The sequence below is a fragment of the Streptacidiphilus jiangxiensis genome (assembly GCF_900109465.1).
Lineage (GTDB): Bacteria > Actinomycetota > Actinomycetes > Streptomycetales > Streptomycetaceae > Streptacidiphilus > Streptacidiphilus jiangxiensis.
Genome location: NZ_FOAZ01000002.1, coordinates 128,805 through 146,321, shown reverse-complemented (window position 1 = coordinate 146,321; position 17,517 = coordinate 128,805). Strand labels below are relative to the sequence as shown.

Below are 17,517 nucleotides of genomic sequence, written 5' to 3'. Positions count from 1 at the left end.
GAAGCGGACCACGCGCCCGTGACCACGCCTGCCGGATCTCTCATCCGACCAGCTCAGGCCCGAGGGTGTCGCGCCGGCCCCGGCCAGGCCAGTGGGTCGCTCCACCCGCGCGGGATCGTTCAGCTCGGGAAGTCGCCCTCCACGTAGAGCGGCACGCCCGGCGCGTGGGCGGCGAGCGCCGCCCTCAGTCGTGGCTGGTCCAGCCGCCACGGGGTGACCGGGCGGCTCGCCGCGATCAGGTCGGCGTCCTTGCCGGTCAGCCCGGTCCCCACCCGGCCCGCGATCCGCCGGGCCGTGCCGGGGACCGGCACGGCCCCGTCCATCCGGCGTACCCCGATGTACGGGGTCCTGATGGTGCGGCCGTTGACCTGCATCCGCTGGACCCACAGCTCCACCGTGGTGATCTCCGCCCAGGGCACCGTCACCGTGGTGGCCGCGTACCGCAGCGGACTGCCGCCGAGCAGCACACCCTCGGCGTCCACCCGCAGCGCCGTCCTCCCCGTCACCGGCCCGGCCGCCGTGGTGACCAACCCGCCCACACCCAGCACCACGGCCAGCACGTCGACCAACCAGATCGGCACGGGCAGCCCGTCCACCCGCGCCGACGCGTAGCCGCTGAGCAACAGCGGCGCCGCACAGAACACCAGGCTCGTCACGAGCAGGACGATCGTCTTGCGGGTCCAGCCGTAGCGGACCTCGTACACCTCAGCGGAATCGAACACGCGGGGATTCTGGCAGGGCCGTGACCGCTTGACCAGGGGCATTTCCTCCACGGCCGTCCAGGCCGGTGCGGGGTGCCTGGACTGACCATTGGTCATGTCCTGACAGAATTTCACACCGAGACTCTTGACTGGTCTGGACCAATGACGCTTTGCTGCTGGGGTCTCCACTCACCCCCATCTCTGGAGTGGCACATGCGATCCATATCTCCAAGTCCCCATCGCGGCAGGCGCATCGTGGCGCTGCTGGCTGCCCTGGCCGGAGTGCTCGGTCCGCTGACCGTCCTGGGCGCCGCGAGCCCCGCGATGGCGGCGGACTGCGCGGCGGCCTGGAACTCCGGCGCCGTCTACACCGGCGGGATGACCGTCTCCTACAACGGTGACAACTGGCAGGCCAAGTGGTGGACCCAGGGCGAGGCGCCCTCCACCGGCGGCTCCGGCGTCTGGGCCGACCAGGGCGCCTGCGGCGGTTCCGGCGGCGGAGGCACCGGCGGCGGTTCGGGTAGTTGCAGCTACCCCGCCTGGGTGGCCGGGCAGTCCTACGCGACCGGCGCCATCGTGCAGTACACCGCGAACGGGCAGTACTACATCGCCACGCACGACAACCCCGGCTACGACCCCACCATCAGCACCTGGTACTGGTCCCCCTACACCTGTGCCGGGGGCTCCGGTGGAGGCGGCACGGGCGGTTCGGGCGGATTCGTGGTCAGCGAGGCGCAGTTCGACCAGATGTTCCCGAACCGGAACTCCTTCTACACCTACAGCGGTCTGGTGGCCGCTCTGAGCGCCTACCCCGGATTCGCCACCACCGGCAGCGCCACCGTGCAGAAGCAGGAGGCCGCGGCCTTCCTGGCCAACGTCGACCACGAGACCGGCGGACTCGTCTACATCAACGAGGTCGACCAGTCCGGGAACTACTGCGCGAACGAGCCCTACGGCTGCCCGGCCGGCACCTACGCCTACTACGGCCGCGGCCCGATGCAGCTCAGCTGGAACTTCAACTACAAGGCCGCCGGGGACGCGCTCGGCATCGACCTGCTGGACAACCCCGGCCTGGTCGCCACCGACGCGGCGACCTCCTGGAAGACCGGGCTGTGGTACTGGAACACCCAGACCGGCCCCGGCACGATGACCGCGCACGACGCGATGGTCAACGGCGCGGGTTTTGGTGAGACCATCCGCAGCATCAACGGCAGCATCGAGTGCAATGGCGGCAACACCGCCGAGATGCAGGACCGCGTCAACGACTACACGTCCTTCACGTCCATCCTCGGCGTGCCCGCGGGCTCCAACCTCACCTGCTGACAGCCACCCGCTTCGGACCGACGTGTCACCGGCCGCCCACGGACCCGTGGGCGGCCGTACGTTGAAGGCGGCAAGCCCCAAAGACCCCGAATCGTGGGCGCTGTGTGCGGTTGGTCAGGTACCGTCCGAACACTGACAAACTGGTCTCTGGTCGGCCGGAACGTCCCGCATCCGACGCGAAGGGTGTGACGTGGCACCTCCTCCTCGCGACCCATGGTCGAAGCAGCACATCGTGACGATCGTCGTGGCGATCATCGGGGCAGCAGCAACGATCGCAGCCGCCTGTATCACGGGTGTTTTCTCACATCTCTCCTCGGTCGCCCAATCACCTGGACCACCGGCCCTGGCTTCCGTTGTGGCGTCCACCCCGAGCCCGGTGCCGGCGTCGAGCCAGCTCGTGTCCTCGCCCTCGACACCCGCCACAACGGTTGCCGGAGTCGGAGAACAGAGCCCGGGCGGCTGGATCGCGCAGCTCTACTCCGAACCGGTCTCCACAGGCCTCGTCAGTCGGGACCAGCGGCTGGCCGAGGTCCGGGCCGACGTGCCAACGGCCCAGGTACTGCTGAGCGACGACTTCGCCTCACTGCGCCAGGGGTACTGGGTCATCTATGACCCGGGCCCCTTCAGTGACGGTTCCGCAGCTCTGGCCTTCTGTGCGGCACATGGCCGGGTCACCAAGGACCAGTGCATCGGCCGCTTCCTGAGCCATGACGCCTCGGACTTCCCGTACCAGTGCTATCCGCCGGCGGCCAACCCATCCGGTGACTGCAAGCACAGTTGACGACAGACCAGGCGCCCCGGGATGCGGCTTCCAACGGCTCGCCGACCGGGGGCTTGTCTGCTCAGCGCGACTGCGACCGGGCGAGGCCGTAGATCCGGGACGTCCCGGAGCTGCTGCCGCAGGCAGGACGCCCGCTCACGCTCCGACGTCGGGCAAGATTGCGCCCCAGGACCGGGGCCGCCACCTCAGGGCGGATCACGTCGAACCTGGCATCACAGGCCAAGCACTTGTACCGCATGAGCTCGGCGAGCACCACGCCCGCCAGGTCGTCCGTCGGTTCGGCCGCGTCCTGGGTCAGATCCGGAAGGGCGACCGCGTCGCGCCACACCGCTACGTACGGAGCGGCCGGCCACCTCTGCCGCAGGTGCACGGGGGAGCGCCAGAGCGCCGGCCTGAGACTGGCACATGCTCGAGAGCGATCAGGACTGACGGCTGCGTCTGGCGTGCCACCGGCACGGTGGACGCCGGGGGTCGCCGCCGGGCAGTCCCCGTCCAGGGCTGCGCGGACGGTGGGCGGGCAGGCGGGCAGGCGGGCAGGCGGGCAGGCGGGCAGGGTCAGGATTCTCCGGCGAACCGCCAGGCCTCGATGTCGCGGTAGCGGATCACGCCCGGGCCGCGGCCGATGTTGCTGCCGACCAGGTGGAGGCGTTCGGCCTGCCAGGTGCGGCCGGTGAAGTCGGCGAGGCCCGCGGACGCGGACAGGATGTCGGTCTCCTGGCCGCGCTTGGCCCGGGCCAACGTCAGGTGCGGGCGCAGCGGGCGCTCCTGGAAGGCGATGCCGCAGGCTCGCGCCGTGTCGCGGACCTCGTCGGCGAGGCGGTGGAGGCCGGCGAGCTCCCCCTCGATCCCGCTCCACAGCAGCCGCTCGTCGAAGTGCCCGCCGCCGTTGAGGCGCAGACCCGGGGAGGGGTGATCGGCGGCCAGTCGGGCGAGGGCCGGTCGCAGGAGCGGGACGGTCGCGACTGGGAGCTCGCCGAGGAACGCCAGGGTGATGTGCCAGTCCTCGATCCGGTTCCACCGCAGGTGGGAGTACTTCTCGTAGGCGGGCTGCAGGGCGGCCGCCAGCTCGTCCTTGGCGTCGTCGGGCGGGGCCAGCGCAACGAACAGGCGCACGGTCGATGACTGGTGGGGATGATCGGTCACCAGGGCTTTCTAGCATCCCTTCCTTACCTGCCCCACCTGTGCCTGCGGGTCGGTCCGGGCTGCGGGACGACCGATCCGGTTCTTCGACCGGCATGCCGTGTACCAGGGCGTTTGCCCATGCCGTGGGAATCCTCCGCGACCGGTGCCGACGTTTTGCGGACCCGGGAGTGTGCGACACGGTCCTGAGCTGGGAAGAAACCGCCCAGGTGTGGTAAGCCCGACATATTGCCAGGAAGGTCGGGAACGGCCATGCTTCTACGCACGTAGATCCACGCTGAAGGCGAGGCACCGCACATGTCGGAATCCGTCAGCAGGTCACCAGGGTCGATGCAGGGCGTGCCGCGTGTCGTGCGCGCAGCGCTGGTGCAGGCGAGGTGGACGGGGGACACCGCGTCCATGATCGAGGTGCACGAGCGGTACGCGCGCGAGGCGGCCGCGCAGGGCGCCCAGGTGATCGGGTTTCAGGAGGTGTTCAACGCCCCCTACTTCTGCCAGGTGCAGGAACCCGAGCACTACCGGTGGGCCGAGCCCGTGCCGGACGGGCCCACCGTGACGCGGATGCGCGAGCTCGCGCGGGAGCTGAACATGGTGATGGTCGTGCCCGTGTACGAGGTCGAGCAGTCCGGGTTCTACTACAACACCGCCGCCGTCATCGACGCCGACGGCAGCTACCTCGGCAAGTACCGCAAGCACCACATCCCGCAGGTCAAGGGGTTCTGGGAGAAGTACTACTTCCGCCCCGGAAACCTGGGCTGGCCGGTCTTCGACACCGCCGTCGGCCGGGTCGGGGTGTACATCTGCTACGACCGCCACTTCCCCGAGGGCTGGCGTGCGCTCGGGCTCGCCGGGGCCGAGCTGGTCTACAACCCCTCGGCCACCAGCCGCGGCCTGTCCGCGTACCTGTGGCAGCTGGAGCAGCCGGCCGCCGCCGTCGCCAACGAGTACTTCGTCGCCGCGATCAACCGGGTCGGCGTCGAGGAGTACGGCGACAACGACTTCTACGGAACCAGCTACTTCGTCGACCCGCGCGGACAGTTCGTCGGCGAGGTCGCCTCCGACAAGGAGGAGGAGCTGGTCGTCCGCGACCTCGACTTCGGGCTGATCGAGCAGGTCCGCAACCAGTGGGCCTTCTACCGCGACCGTCGCCCCGACGCCTACGGCCCGCTGACGGAGGCCTGAGCACCGATGACCCACCTGCCCGACGAAGCCAAGAACCTCCTCGACCGGCACCGCGCGGTCACGCCCTCCTGGCTGGCGCTGTACTACCGCGAGCCGCTCGAGCTCACCCATGGCGAGGGCCGCCACGCGTACGGCTCCGACGGCCGCCGCTACCTGGACTTCTTCGGCGGCATCCTCACCACGATGACCGCCCACGCCCTGCCCGAGGTCACCCGGGCCGTCGCCGACCAGGCCGGACGGATCCTGCACACCTCCACGCTCTACCTCTCCACGCCCATGGTCGACCTGGCCGAGCAGATCGCGGAGCTGTCCGGCATTCCGGACGCCAAGGTCTTCTTCACCACCTCCGGCACCGAGGCCAACGACGCCGCGCTGCTGCTCGCCACCACCTACCGGCGCTCCAACCAGGTGCTGGCGATGCGCAACAGCTACCACGGGCGTTCCTTCTCCACCATCGGCATCACCGGCAACAGCTCCTGGTCGCCGACCAGCCTGTCGCCGCTGCAGACCCTCTACGTCCACGGCTCCGTCCGCACCCGCGGGCCCTTCGCGCACCTGGACGACGCCGCGTTCATCCAGGCCTGCACCGCGGACCTGGAGGACATGCTCGGCCAGGTCGGCGGCCCCGTCGCCGCGCTGATCGCCGAGCCGATCCAGGGCGTGGGCGGGTTCACCCACGGGCCGGACGGGCTGTTCGCGGCATTCAAGCCGGTGCTGGACCGGCACGGCATCCCGTGGATCAGCGACGAGGTGCAGACGGGGTGGGGCCGCACCGGCGACCACTTCTGGGGCTGGCAGGCCCACGCCGACGCCGGTCCGCCCGACGCGCTGACCTTCGCCAAGGGGCTCGGCAACGGCCTGTCCATCGGTGGCGTCGTGGCCCGCGCCGAGCTGATGGACTGCCTCGGCGCCAACTCCATCTCCACCTTCGGCGGCAGCCCGGTCACCACGGCCGGGGCGCTGGCGAACCTACGGCACCTGCTCGAGCACGACCTGCAGGGCAACGCCCGCCGGGTCGGCGCGGTGCTGCGCGAGCGGATCGAGGCCGGCGCCCGGCACCTGCCCGTCGTCCGCGAGGTCCGCGGCCGCGGGCTGATGCTCGGCGTGGAGCTGGTCGACCGCACCGGCGAGCCGAGCGCGGCCGCCGCGGCGCTGGCCCTGGAGCACGCCCGCGACCTCGGCCTGCTCATCGGCAAGGGCGGCCCGCTCGGCAACGTGCTGCGCATCGCCCCGCCGCTGTCGCTCACCCGCGACGAGGCCGAACAGGGCGCCGAGCTGCTGGTCCAGGCGCTGGACCGGGCGCAGAAGGAACTCTTCTCAGCCGAGGAGGCGCTGTGACGCACGGACGGACCGTCATCCGCGGCGGGCTGGTGATCACCGCCGCGGACGAGCTCCACGCGGACGTGCTGATCGAGGGCGAGCGCGTCGTCGCGCTCGCCGCGACCGGCAGCGACGCGGCCCAGGCCTGGCAGGCGGACCGCGTCGTCGACGCCACCGACTGCTACGTGATCCCGGGCGGCGTGGACGCGCACACGCACATGGAGCTGCCCTTCGGCGGCACCTTCGCCTCCGACACCTTCGAGACCGGCACCCGCGCCGCCGCCTTCGGCGGCACCACCACCATCGTGGACTTCGCCGTGCAGAGCGTGGGCCACAGCCTGCGCGAGGGCCTGGACGCCTGGCACGAGAAGGCGCAGGGCAACTGCGCGGTCGACTACGGCTTCCACATGATCATGTCGGACGTGACCGAGGACTCGCTCAAGGAGATGGACCTCCTCGTCGAGGAGGGCGTGACCAGCTTCAAGAATTTCATTGGCTCGCGTGACCAGGAATCTTCCTCGCCAGTGACGGTCTGACCTGGGAGGACGCGTCGGTGGCGCGCTGACGCATCCTCCCAGTCGGCATTTCCGACCGGAGTCCCCACGACTCGCAGACTTGCTCGACCCACGTGAAAGGAGTGATCCGGTGGAACGCATTCTGATCACAGGCGGGTTGGTCATCACCGCCACCGACGAGATCCACGCGGACGTCCTCATCGACCACGGGAAGATCGCTGCCCTGGCCTCTCCCGGCACTCACGCCTGGAGCGACTACCGAACCATCGACGCCACCGGGAAGTACGTGATCCCGGGCGGGGTGGATGCCCACACTCACATGGAGATGCCGTTCGGCGGCACGACGTCGGCCGACACCTTCGAGACCGGAACGCGTGCGGCAGCCTGGGGCGGGACCACCACCATCGTCGACTTCGCCATCCAGCCCCGCGGGGGCTCTCTGCGTGAGGGGCTGGACACCTGGCACGAGAAGGCCGAGGCGAAGTGTTCCATCGACTACGGCTTCCACATGATCATGTCCGACGTGAACGAGTCCTCTCTGAAGGAGATGGACACGCTTGTCGAACTCGGTGTGAGCTCGTTCAAGCTCTTTACCGCGTACCCAGGGGTGTTCCTCTCCGACGACGGACAGATCCTCCGGGCCATGCAGCGAGCCAGTGGCAACGGCGGTTTGGTGATGATCCATGCCGAGAACGGCCTAGCTATCGACGTACTGGTCGAGCAGGCACTGGCGCGTGGTGAACGCGACCCCCGCTACCACGGGGAGGTCCGGAAAGCTCTTCTGGAAGCTGAGGCGACGCACCGGGCGATCCGCCTGAGCCAGGTCGCCGGCGCCCCGGTCTACGTTGTCCACGTCTCTGCTGAGCAGGCCGTCGCGGAGATCGCCAAGGCGCGCGACGACGGGCTGCCCGTCTTCGGCGAGACGTGTCCGCAGTACCTCTTCCTGTCGACGGACAACCTGGCCGAGCCGGACTTCGAGGGCGCGAAGTACGTGTGCTCGACGCCGCTGCGGCCGAAGGAGCACCAGGCGGCGCTCTGGCGGGGCCTGCGGACCAACGACCTCCAGGTCGTGTCCACCGACCACTGCCCGTTCTGCTTCAAGGGCCAGAAGGACCTGGGCATCGGCGACTTCTCCAAGATCCCCAACGGTCTGCCGGGTGTGGAGAACCGGATGGACCTGCTGCATCAGGCGGTCCTAGACGGCCACATCAGCCGCACCCGCTGGATCGAGATCGCCTGCGCCTCGCCAGCGAAGATGTTCGGTCTCTACCCACGCAAGGGCACCATCGCCCCCGGCGCGGACGCCGACGTCGTGATCTACGACCCGACGGCGGAGCAGGTGCTGTCCGTCGAGACCCACCACATGAACGTTGACTACTCCGCCTATGAGGGCAAGCACATCACCGGCCGCGTCGAGACTGTCCTCTCCCGAGGGGTCCCCGTCATCGACCGCCACTCCTACGTCGGCCACCCGGGCCACGGCACCTACCTGCCCCGGGCCTTGGGTCACTACGCGAACTGACCCTCCTCCGCGTCCACCCCTCGAACCTCTCGCTCCGGAGCACACCATGGATATCGGCCTCGTCCTCCAGACCGACCCGCCCGCGAAGTTGCTGGTGGATCGGATGATCCGCGCCGAGCGGGCGGGCTTCACCCACGGCTGGACGTTCGACTCCTGCGTGCTGTGGCAGGAGCCGTTCGTGATCTACAGCCAGATCCTCGCGAACACCGAGCGGCTGACCGTCGGCCCGATGGTCACCAACCCGGTCACCCGCACCTGGGAGGTCACCGCCTCCCTGTTCGCGACGCTGAACGACATGTTCGGCAACCGCACCGTCTGCGGCATCGGCCGCGGCGACTCCGCCCAGCGCGTCGCCGGGCGCAAGCCGGCCACGCTGGAGCGGCTCTCGCACGCCATGCACGTCATCAAGGACCTTGCCGAGGGCCGGGAGGCCGAGGTCGACGGCACGGTCATGCAGATCCCCTGGATCACGGGTGACCCGAAGCTGCCGATCTGGATGGGCGCCTACGGGCCCAAGGCCCTGGAGCTCACCGGCCGGCAGGCCGACGGCTTCATCCTCCAGCTCGCCGACCCGTTCCTGACGGAGTGGATGGTCAAGGCCGTCCGCCGCGCCGCCGAGGAGGCGGGCCGCGACCCCGCGTCCGTGACGGTCTGCGTGGCCGCCCCGGCGTACGTGACGGACGGCTCGGACGAGCAGCTCGCGCACGCCCGCGAGCAGTGCCGGTGGTTCGGCGGCATGGTCGGCAACCACGTCGCCGACCTTGTCTCCCGCTACGGCGAGCACTCCGGGCTGGTGCCAGACGCGCTGACCGACTACATCAAGGAGCGCCAGGGCTACGACTACTCCCACCACGGCCGCGCCGGGAACCCGGACACCGCCTTCGTCCCGGACGAGATCGTGGACCGCTTCTGCCTGATCGGCCCGCCCGAGGCCCACCTGGAGAAGCTGGAACACCTGCGTTCCCTCGGCGTGGACCAGTTCGCGATCTACGCCATGCACGACGCCGTCGAACCGACCATCGACGCCTACGGCGAACACATCATCCCCGCACTGAGAGGCTGACCCCCAACACACCAGAGGTGGTGCCCGGTGTCCTCGTCCTCAACTCCCGCACCGTCCATATCCGGCCGTTCACTAGATCGCTAGTGGTCAGTTCACAAGATCCCGTCTGGTCCTAGACCAGGCGGGATCTTGGGTTTCCCGGCGATGTTCGGATTCTGTCGGGGTGATGCATGTCACACGAGCGCTGTGTGGGCCCAGAGGTCGGGCTGGCTCGGGAAACAAGGAAGGCCCGCGCCAGCGTCCCGGGGCGGGCCAAGTTATGCGTGCGTGCATGAAGGTGGCTGCGGCTTCGGGCGTGGCGGGGGCTGCGGCAGTCACCGTGGCGCGGACGAGGTCGGCCGCCGCGAGCCACCGGTACGCGGGCGGATCGGGGTTGTACCGAGAGGACCCCAAACGCTCAATCGCGCGCCCTGACGGTCTGTGCGTCAAGACGGCCCGGCCGCCGGACCGCCTCGTCGATGGACGGTAGATTCTGGTGGCCGGGCCGCAGAAGTTACGACTGGCGTCAGCCGCAGTCGTCCGCGTGGTCCTCGTCGTGGTTCCAGGACCAGGCGTGGTCGTCGTCGTAACCGTGGTTCCAGCCCCAGTTGTGGGCCTCCCAGCCGTGCTCGGAGCCGCCCTCGCCGTTGGAGCAGCGGTTGCCGAAGGCGGGGTCGAGGGCGCCGACCACGTTGACGCTGTTGCCGCAGGCGTTGACGTCCACGTCGATGGGCACCTGGATGAGGTTGCCGGACAGGAACCCCGGCGACCCGTATGCGACGCCGTTCGCGGTGGCTCCGTCGGCCGACGCGGCGCCCGCGGCACCGAGCACGGACGCGCCGGTGATTACGAGCAGGGCAAGGGTTCTGCGGATGCTGTGCACGTCGAAGTCCTTCGCTGTCGAAGCGGAAGCGGTGGCCAGAGTCCGATGGCCGTCCTTCAGCTTGTGTGCTGGTGTGGCGATCGAATCGCTGGCAGGGCGCGTGGCGCGCCATTTCACCCGCGCGGCCGTTTTCTTGCGTGGTGCGTGAGCCACGCGAACGAACCGGACGCGAATCGATGCGCAGGCGATGCCTTTTGCACACCAACCAGGCCAGGTCGTTGAAGTCTCTGACCATGTCTCACAAAGCGGTGGAGATGGTTCGATGCCAGCGGTGACGCACCCCAGCCACCTGGAAGTCGAACGGATCGAGCAGTGGCTGAGTGCGGCGGCGGCCGGTGACCACGAGGCGTTCGCCGGCGTCTACACCGGTCTCCTGCCGCTCGTTTGGGCGACAGCCCGGCGGGTGCTGCACGACCGCGCGCAAACCGACGAGGTAGCCCAGGAGGTGATAGCGGAACTCTGGACCCTTGCCGGCCGCTTCCGGCCTGAGCGTGGAAACCCCCGGGCCTGGGCCGCGTCCGTAGCTCGCCGACGGGCGATCGACCGGGTCCGTCACCAGCGTGCGCAGCACCGTGTCGAACTGCGCGCCGCAGCTCTGATGCCGCCGCCGGCTGCCGACAGCGTCGCCGAGCGTGTGGAACGGGTCTTGGAGTACGAGCACCTGCGTCGCGTCCTTCTCAGCCTGACCCCGCTTCAGCGTGAGGCGATCAGGCTCGCCTTCTACGAGGACTGCACCTACGTGCAGGTGGCCCTGCGCTTGGGCATTCCGGTCGGAACCGCCAAGAGCCGCATCCGCGGCGCGTTGATCCGGCTCCGTCGGGAACTCGAGGCGTAACCAACTCACGTGAGGCGAGCACATACAACCGGAAGCCCCGGACTGGTCGATCTGATCCGGACGATCGGACGTATGGGGCGAGGGAGTGGCGAACTGCCCTCGCCCCGCGGCCGATCCACCATGCTTGCGTGGATCCTGGATCCGTCGACCAGCGTGGCCCGGCTAGGGGGTCAGTCCAGGCTGCCCTGGAGGGTCTGGAACCACAGGAAGACGTTGGTCGGGATCGGGGCGGTGACGCCGTTCTTCGGGTCCTTCGCCAGCTTCTGGGCCTCGGCGAAGCTCTTCGCCTGCTCGATCTTCTGGAAGGAACAGGGGTTGGTCACGCCGATGACGTAGACCGGCCACCACTCGGGCCGGTTGAAGTTGCGGTCGGCGATCAGGTGGTCGTGGCCGGGCAGCGGCACGTTCTTCAGCTTGCTCGCCGGGACCCCCAGCGCGCCGGCGATGCGGGTGAGGTCGATCGTCATCGGGTGGTCCACGCAAGGCCCGGCCGGGCACTGCAGATGGCCCGGCGCGGGCGCGAACAGCGGGACGGGGATGTAGAGCGGGTCAGTGAACGCGTCGGAAGTGGTGCCGGGCGGCACATGCTTGTACTTGGCGCCGACCTCGCAGCCGTTTGAGGAACCCGCGGATACCGACGGGTCGCAGTAGTAGTTCTGGGTGTAGAGGAACCGGACGGTGTGCCCCTCGTACCAGCCCTCGGTGGTGCCGATGTTCTGACACAGGTCCTGCGGCATCCCGGTCATGCACGGGTGAGCGAGCGGCTGCACAGCGATCGAACCGGACGGCGGAGGACCGAAGCCGCCGCCGGCCGCGCCTGCGGAGGAGACGCTGCCGAGCAGGGCGACCACGGACAGAGAAGCGGTGACGGCGGAACGGGTAAGGCGCGAGCGCATCTGATCAGGTTCCAATCACGGGGAGCAGAAGGGACGGGTGCCCCATCGGCTCATGAATCCCCGGCTCCGCTCGCACGCGGCCACGCACGGCCTGCTATGAACATATTGGATGACGGCCGTTCGGCTCACGGGCGCTTCCCCGCCCGGCATGGCCCGCCTGTGCTGGTACCGAATCGCCTGGTACGGCAGCCCCAACTGTCAGTCGTAGCGTCTCCGTGCGCCGCGCCTGCCCATCCCGGTTGTCGGTCCCACCAGCGACGGCAGAAACCTCCCTACTGCGCGGCACCGACGCCCTCTGGGGCAGGGGTGGTGGGCCGCCATCCCAGCCCCTGCCCTCGGCCGCTGCGTGGCGCGCGACGGGTTGCCTGGCGGCCCGGCGGGCGGTCTCCCGGGGCTGGCATTAGGCTGTTTAGGGTTTCCACTCGACGAGCGCGAGCGGGCGAGACCGATGGGATTATCTGGCGGCTCCTGGCGCCCAAGCCGGTGAAGAGGGCACGGCACGCGGTCGGCAACGTCGCCCACCCCGTGCACACGGCGACTCGCGCGGTCACGCCGGCGCCAGTCAAGAAGATGCGGCGCGCAACGCACCCGCTCGAAGCGATCGAGCGGAGGGGCGAGGACGCGATCGTCGACGCCGTACGCGGCACCGCCGCCCGGCCCGCGACTTCCCGCCGCGCCCCAGCAACGTCCACGGACCTGCCGGCGACGGCCCCGCGGCCCATCTCACGGGAGGAGCGGCCGCCGATGAGTACGAACCTCGAACCACCGCCACCCTGGCGTCCCAGGCCGGGCTGGGGAACCGTCCGGAACTACCACACCATCCCGAACGACCACGGCGGCGTGGACATCGCCTTCCGGTTCATCCCCGACGACGGCAGCGCGTCCACGCCCGTGGCGCTCGCGGACACCGAGTTCAACCCGGCCATGCTCCCGGCGATCGGTGAATTCGCCCGCGGAATCATGCACGGCACCAACTTGACGATCAAGGTCCCGCCGGACGGCATCGCGGAGTCCGAGGCGCTCTTCCGCGAGATCAACAGCCTCGAGTTGGCCAAGCGGGCGCTCATGTACAGCGAACGGACCGACCTCGCAGAAGACTGCGGCTGGACCTGGACCGAGGACTTCACTCTGCAGAAGGCCGCACCGGGCATCACCGACCAGTGACGCGCCCGACGCCCTGCCCGCGCGGGCGACCTCGCGGGGAAGCCGGCGTTCTGGCGGGTCGTTCGCCGCCGCATATTGGCGGCGTGTCGGCAGCGGGGAAGCGGATCGGGAACCTATCCGGCGGGGCACGCGTGTCCCGGGCCCGCGCCAGGCCGGGGCCTGCGCACATCGGGTCCTACAGACCCCCTACGTTCAGCCAATGCGATCACGACGAAGCAGAGGGCCACGGTCGCGTGCGCCGCCACCCTCCGGTTCGATCGCGCGTTCAAACCTTGTGCGCGGGGGCATTATGTGCCCGGCTGATGGTTGGATGTGGGGGCCCGCGGATGCACCGTGTCGTTGTGCCCTCCTCCGCCACCGCGTCCTGCTCAGTTGACCTCGATGCCTAGCTCCCAGCGGCTACGAAAATCTTGGCAGAGCCAACTTTCTGACAGACCCGGCCGCCTCCGTCTACCAGCCCTGGGCCTGCGTCGGTGCCGAGTAGGCGGCAGTCCTTCTGGCCGGCGAGCTCACCCTGTTCGCAGGTGGTGACGGCAGCCTGTAGGCGAGAAGAGTTCACCGCGAATGCGGCAGTCGGGTTCGCCGAAGGCAGGGCCTTCGGCGCAACGCTTCCGGCTCGGGGTGGGCTGCGGCTGCCGCCGAACGTCTCACCTGTTCACCATGCAGCGGTCTGCGCGTCCGCCGCCGCGTTGGCCTCCTTGACGAGGTGTCGGCGGTGGACTGGCAGCCGCCGCCCTTACTGGTCCACTGCTGTACGTCCTGTGTAGTGGTCGACAGCAATTGGGAGACGTCGGTCGAGGGCGCCTCGGTCGTTTACTGCGGCAGCATCGCCTGGGCCTGCTGGAACGCCGACCAGTCGGACTTGAGCGCATCGGCGCAGTGCAGTTGAGCGCGACGCCCTGCGAGGACCCACCACGCTTAATCGCGCGCCCTGAGGGGCTGTGCGCCAAGACGGCCCGGCAGCGGGATCCGCCCGTCGGTGGACGACGCATTCCGGCGGTGCTGGGCCACAGAAGCAGTGACTGGGTGACTGAGCGTCAGTCACAGTCGCCAGTGTGGTCCTCGTCGTGGTTCCAGCCCGAGTGGGTGGCTTCCCAGCCGTGCTTGGACCCTTGCCAGCCTCTTCCAGCGTGAGCGCGGAAGCCCCGGGCCTGGGCCCATGTATCAGTGCGCCGGTCGCGGTGGCGATGGCTTGCGTGCCGTTGCCCCGCCGCTCGCGGGGATGTGGACCGGCCGAAGGAGACCCCCAGGACGGCGCGGCGAGTCGCTGTCACGGTCCTCGACCGGATGCTTACAGTCGGGAGGACTCATTTGACGGCCTGTCATCGCCTCTGGAGGCCAACCGTGCACCCGTTGTCGGTCTCGGCTGCCACGCCTGCGGCGTCAACATCCGCCCCCTCCAGCCCTTCGCCCCTACCGGGCCCGACCTCGATCCCCGGCGGGCAGGCGCTCGGCGCGCTGGCTATTGTCGGTGGGGTCGTGATTGTGATCGGCTTGGTTCTCGCATACGCCCGGGCTGGCTTCGTCTGGAAGGCCAAAGGCGACGGCGCCCAGGCCGGCAACGGCAGGCAGTCGCGGCGCCCTTACGGCAGCATCGTGCGCAGTTGGATCGCCTTGAGCCTGATTGCAGGCCTTCTCCTCTACTTCGGGCTGGCCTTCGCTGTCGACGGCCCCACCCTACGCAGCACCCTCGCCGGCGCCGTCGGCGCGGCTGTGGGATCGACCACCGCGTACTACTTCTCCTCGATCGAAGGCGACGGAACAGGCCCACCAACTGCTCGCGGCGACTGTTGGCACAGAGACCGTTCCGCCATTGGAGCATGAGACAGCCCAGATGGCGGCCCAACTGCTGTCCGTGACTACCTTGAAACTGATGCCCGATCCGACGCAGGCAATCGCCGCGGGACAGGTGGTAGCGACCCAGGACCCGCAAGCCCACACGGCCGTAGTGAAGGGCACCACGGTCACCGTCACGTACAGCGATCCACCGCCCCCGAGGTCATGACTGTCGCGGGCCCTCGGAACCTCACTTCGCATGCCGCAGGTCACCATGTACACGACCTGCTTGTCCCGGGAGCCGGCTTCACGTGCATCGGCGTCTCCGACCTTCACAGCGAGGACGATGCTGTGATGCCTTACCCGGTCTACGAGCTGCGGCGCCGGACACAGAGCAGTACGACCCCGTAAGCGATCCAGGGATGCCGCCATCGATCGTCCGGGTCCGTGGTGCAGGTGTGCAGGGCGCGTCTCTGGACTATCTGTCGGTTATCGTGCTGTCAGAGACAGTCGGACCTTTGATCGCTTTGAGGCTGTCGCGGATCAGCCTGAGCGCGGCCATCGTGCTTGCGGGGCGCCACCCGACATTGATGTCCTGCGCAGTGGGCATCGCGCCGACTCCTGCAATCAGCTCCCATCCGCGGGGAACGTGCACCTTGAGAGCGGGCGAGCCGGTAGTGGCCCTGCGCGTCGTGATGACACATCCGGAACGTAAACGCTGGCGGCGCTGCCAGGGACCCCAGGCCAGGTCGACGACACCGGTGTCAGTCGGTCCCGCGCCACGCAGTTGCAGCCACACGTGTCCGCGCCAGAAGCCGGGGAAATCGACATCATGGGTTCCTTTGGCACCTTTGGCGCTCGTGGTGGAGTCGTAGACCCGATCGACGCCCAGGCGCCCGTCAGCGCGGTAGGCCATGTCCAGCCGGGCGAGACGATACACCGCGTCCGGAATCCGGCCGGTGGTCTCCAGCGTCTCCACCGCGCGTTCACTGATCGGGTGACCTGGGCGAGGATCCCACCGGGGCTCGCGGGAAGGTCGAGGGTCGTTTCGAACGGGCCGATCTCGAGCGCGACCTTCATCCCGTCGGCATCAGAGGCAGCGCGCAGCCAGACCCAGACCGGTTGTGCCGGTTCCGGAAAGTTGTGGAACCAGGTGGGTTGGGGCGGCAGCATGTTCACCGAGGAGGCCGCCTGCCACATGCCCGCCATCGCAGCCGCGTGCTGCGCCTCGAACGCGGCATCGTGTGAGATCAGCACCTGCCCGATCTGATGGACCGTCTCAAGGCCCGCTGCTGTGCGTCCGCGCTGGCCGGTCTCCCACATGGTCACGGCACTGGGCGGACTCTCGGCGAATGCGACCGAACATGGGAGCTTTGATTGCGAACGGATGGGTAGGCGCGGTGGAGGTTGGACGAAGAATGCGCATTTCGATGCAAGCCTGCCAGCACATCGTGATGGTCGGGGAGTCGAGCGATCCGGAGGTCGCGATGAAGCCCGCTGTGAAGGAACCCGCCCCCACGAGGGCGGCTGTCACAGACGCCGTGCGCTCCACCGGCGACGGAGCTCGGCTGCGGCATATCATCTGCGTACGTTGTTTCCCTTCCTTCGATGGCGCAAGCGAGGCTCCGCACGACGCGGTCTGCATTTGCGGCAAGCCCGTTCGGGCCGGGGATCGGCGTCCTGAGGGAAGTGCGATGCCGTGCGTGGTGTGCAATGAATTGCGCGGCCACCACGAGAGCGAAAGGCACGCGGTCAAAAGGTAAGCTTGCGCGTGCTATTCGCACCCCTCGCAGCTGGAGTAGCACCGGGCACAAGATCGTGCCGAGCTAGGTCTGTTGAACGGCGACCGTGGTGGTTATGTCCTCGACTGGCCCACTGTCGCGGCAGGGAACAAAAGGGTGCCGAGCCGATCGGGTCGGCACCCTCCCGTCGTGGGTCAGGCGGGCGTGATCCGGCCCCGCCACGCCCCGCTCTCCATCCCGCGCTCCTCGATGAAGGACTTGAAGCGCCGAAGGTCGCCTTTGACCCGCCGGTCGACCATTCCCATCATGTCGGCGGCCTTCTCTGCCATGCCCTCCGGCTCGAAGTCGATGGCCAGGCGGACGGCGGTGCGCTCGGCGTCGAGGGGCTCGAACGTCACCACTCCCATCTGCCGGATATCCCCGCCGATCGTGCGCCAGGCGATCTTCTGGTCGGGCAGTTGGTCCACGATCTCGGTGTCGAACTCCCGCGTTGCTCCACCGACGCTGGTCCGCCAGTGGTTGTGCCGTGCGTCGATCTGGGTGACCTCCTCCACTCCCTCCATGAACCGGGGGAAGTCCTCGAACTGGGTCCACTGGTTGTAGGCGGTGTGCAGCGGCACCTCCACCTCCACGGATTCCTGCACCATGCTCATGCGTCTCCTCGTTTCTCGCGGCTTCGTACGGACGCTGGTGCG

15 protein-coding genes and 1 pseudogene are annotated in these 17,517 nt (G+C 68.9%); 10 read left to right on the top strand and 6 right to left on the bottom strand.

The window, feature by feature from the left end; genetic code table 11:
• Nucleotides 1-119: 119 nt before the first annotated feature.
• The gene (locus tag BMY61_RS04075; protein ID WP_143094158.1) at nucleotides 120-722 is read right to left on the bottom strand and encodes a hypothetical protein; all 603 of its coding nucleotides are present in this window, start codon (nucleotides 720-722) and stop codon (nucleotides 120-122) included.
• 192 nt (nucleotides 723-914) lie between these two features.
• On the opposite strand from BMY61_RS04075, the gene BMY61_RS04070 reads away from it, so the two are divergent.
• On the top strand, nucleotides 915-2,024 hold the full coding sequence (locus tag BMY61_RS04070) for a glycoside hydrolase family 19 protein (RefSeq protein WP_042448487.1): 1,110 nt from the start codon (nucleotides 915-917) through the stop codon (nucleotides 2,022-2,024).
• A 232-nt stretch (nucleotides 2,025-2,256) separates the two neighbouring features.
• On the top strand, nucleotides 2,257-2,805 hold the full coding sequence (locus tag BMY61_RS04065) for a hypothetical protein (RefSeq protein WP_143094157.1): 549 nt from the start codon (nucleotides 2,257-2,259) through the stop codon (nucleotides 2,803-2,805).
• A gap of 555 nt (nucleotides 2,806-3,360) precedes the next feature.
• Here the strand turns inward: BMY61_RS04065 and thpR are convergent.
• A complete protein-coding gene (gene thpR, locus BMY61_RS04055) occupies nucleotides 3,361-3,948 on the bottom strand; it encodes an RNA 2',3'-cyclic phosphodiesterase (RefSeq protein WP_042448478.1) in 588 nt (195 codons plus the stop codon).
• A gap of 336 nt (nucleotides 3,949-4,284) precedes the next feature.
• Here thpR and BMY61_RS04050 point away from each other — a divergent pair, with 336 nt between their 5' ends.
• From BMY61_RS04050 to BMY61_RS04030, 5 genes and pseudogenes are all read left to right on the top strand, one after another.
• Complete coding sequence (locus BMY61_RS04050; RefSeq protein WP_143094187.1) at nucleotides 4,285-5,127, top strand: nitrilase-related carbon-nitrogen hydrolase; 843 nt, start codon at nucleotides 4,285-4,287, stop codon at nucleotides 5,125-5,127.
• Between the two features lie 6 nt (nucleotides 5,128-5,133).
• On the top strand, nucleotides 5,134-6,465 hold the full coding sequence (locus BMY61_RS04045; RefSeq protein ID WP_042448472.1) for an aspartate aminotransferase family protein: 1,332 nt from the start codon (nucleotides 5,134-5,136) through the stop codon (nucleotides 6,463-6,465).
• Nucleotides 6,462-6,941, top strand: a pseudogene (locus tag BMY61_RS04040) (amidohydrolase family protein); the annotation flags it as partial. The gene BMY61_RS04045 and the pseudogene BMY61_RS04040, both read left to right, overlap by 4 nt.
• A 151-nt stretch (nucleotides 6,942-7,092) precedes the next feature.
• Nucleotides 7,093-8,484 (top strand): dihydropyrimidinase, encoded by a 1,392-nt coding sequence (hydA, locus tag BMY61_RS04035; protein ID WP_042448468.1) that lies wholly within the window; start codon nucleotides 7,093-7,095, stop codon nucleotides 8,482-8,484.
• A gap of 46 nt (nucleotides 8,485-8,530) precedes the next feature.
• Entirely contained in the window at nucleotides 8,531-9,547 is a 1,017-nt protein-coding gene (locus BMY61_RS04030) for a TIGR03842 family LLM class F420-dependent oxidoreductase (RefSeq protein WP_042448465.1), read from the top strand.
• Nucleotides 9,548-10,052: 505 nt separating this feature from the next.
• Here the strand turns inward: BMY61_RS04030 and BMY61_RS04025 are convergent.
• A complete protein-coding gene (locus BMY61_RS04025; RefSeq protein ID WP_269083967.1) occupies nucleotides 10,053-10,409 on the bottom strand; it encodes a chaplin in 357 nt (118 codons plus the stop codon).
• 271 nt (nucleotides 10,410-10,680) lie between these two features.
• On the opposite strand from BMY61_RS04025, the gene BMY61_RS04020 reads away from it, so the two are divergent.
• Nucleotides 10,681-11,244, top strand: coding sequence for a sigma-70 family RNA polymerase sigma factor (locus BMY61_RS04020; protein ID WP_236656042.1), 564 nt, complete (start codon nucleotides 10,681-10,683; stop codon nucleotides 11,242-11,244).
• Between the two features lie 170 nt (nucleotides 11,245-11,414).
• Here BMY61_RS04020 and BMY61_RS04015 read toward each other — a convergent pair whose 3' ends face one another.
• Nucleotides 11,415-12,140: a hypothetical protein gene (locus BMY61_RS04015; RefSeq protein WP_042448460.1), complete on the bottom strand. Its 726-nt coding sequence runs from the start codon at nucleotides 12,138-12,140 to the stop codon at nucleotides 11,415-11,417.
• Nucleotides 12,141-12,884: 744 nt separating this feature from the next.
• Here BMY61_RS04015 and BMY61_RS44735 point away from each other — a divergent pair.
• Both BMY61_RS44735 and BMY61_RS04005 read left to right on the top strand, forming a co-directional pair.
• Nucleotides 12,885-13,304 carry a hypothetical protein gene (locus BMY61_RS44735; RefSeq protein ID WP_143094156.1) on the top strand — a complete coding sequence of 140 codons (420 nt, stop codon included), beginning with the start codon at nucleotides 12,885-12,887 and terminating at the stop codon, nucleotides 13,302-13,304.
• A 1,479-nt stretch (nucleotides 13,305-14,783) separates the two neighbouring features.
• Nucleotides 14,784-15,128: a hypothetical protein gene (locus BMY61_RS04005; protein WP_143094155.1), complete on the top strand. Its 345-nt coding sequence runs from the start codon at nucleotides 14,784-14,786 to the stop codon at nucleotides 15,126-15,128.
• A gap of 430 nt (nucleotides 15,129-15,558) precedes the next feature.
• Here the strand turns inward: BMY61_RS04005 and BMY61_RS04000 are convergent, their stop codons facing one another.
• Together BMY61_RS04000 and BMY61_RS03995 are read right to left on the bottom strand one after the other, a co-directional pair.
• On the bottom strand, nucleotides 15,559-16,059 hold the full coding sequence (locus BMY61_RS04000) for a hypothetical protein (protein ID WP_042448453.1): 501 nt from the start codon (nucleotides 16,057-16,059) through the stop codon (nucleotides 15,559-15,561).
• Between the two features lie 957 nt (nucleotides 16,060-17,016).
• Nucleotides 17,017-17,475, bottom strand: coding sequence for an SRPBCC family protein (locus BMY61_RS03995; RefSeq protein ID WP_042448450.1), 459 nt, complete (start codon nucleotides 17,473-17,475; stop codon nucleotides 17,017-17,019).
• Between the last annotated feature and the right edge of the window lie 42 nt (nucleotides 17,476-17,517).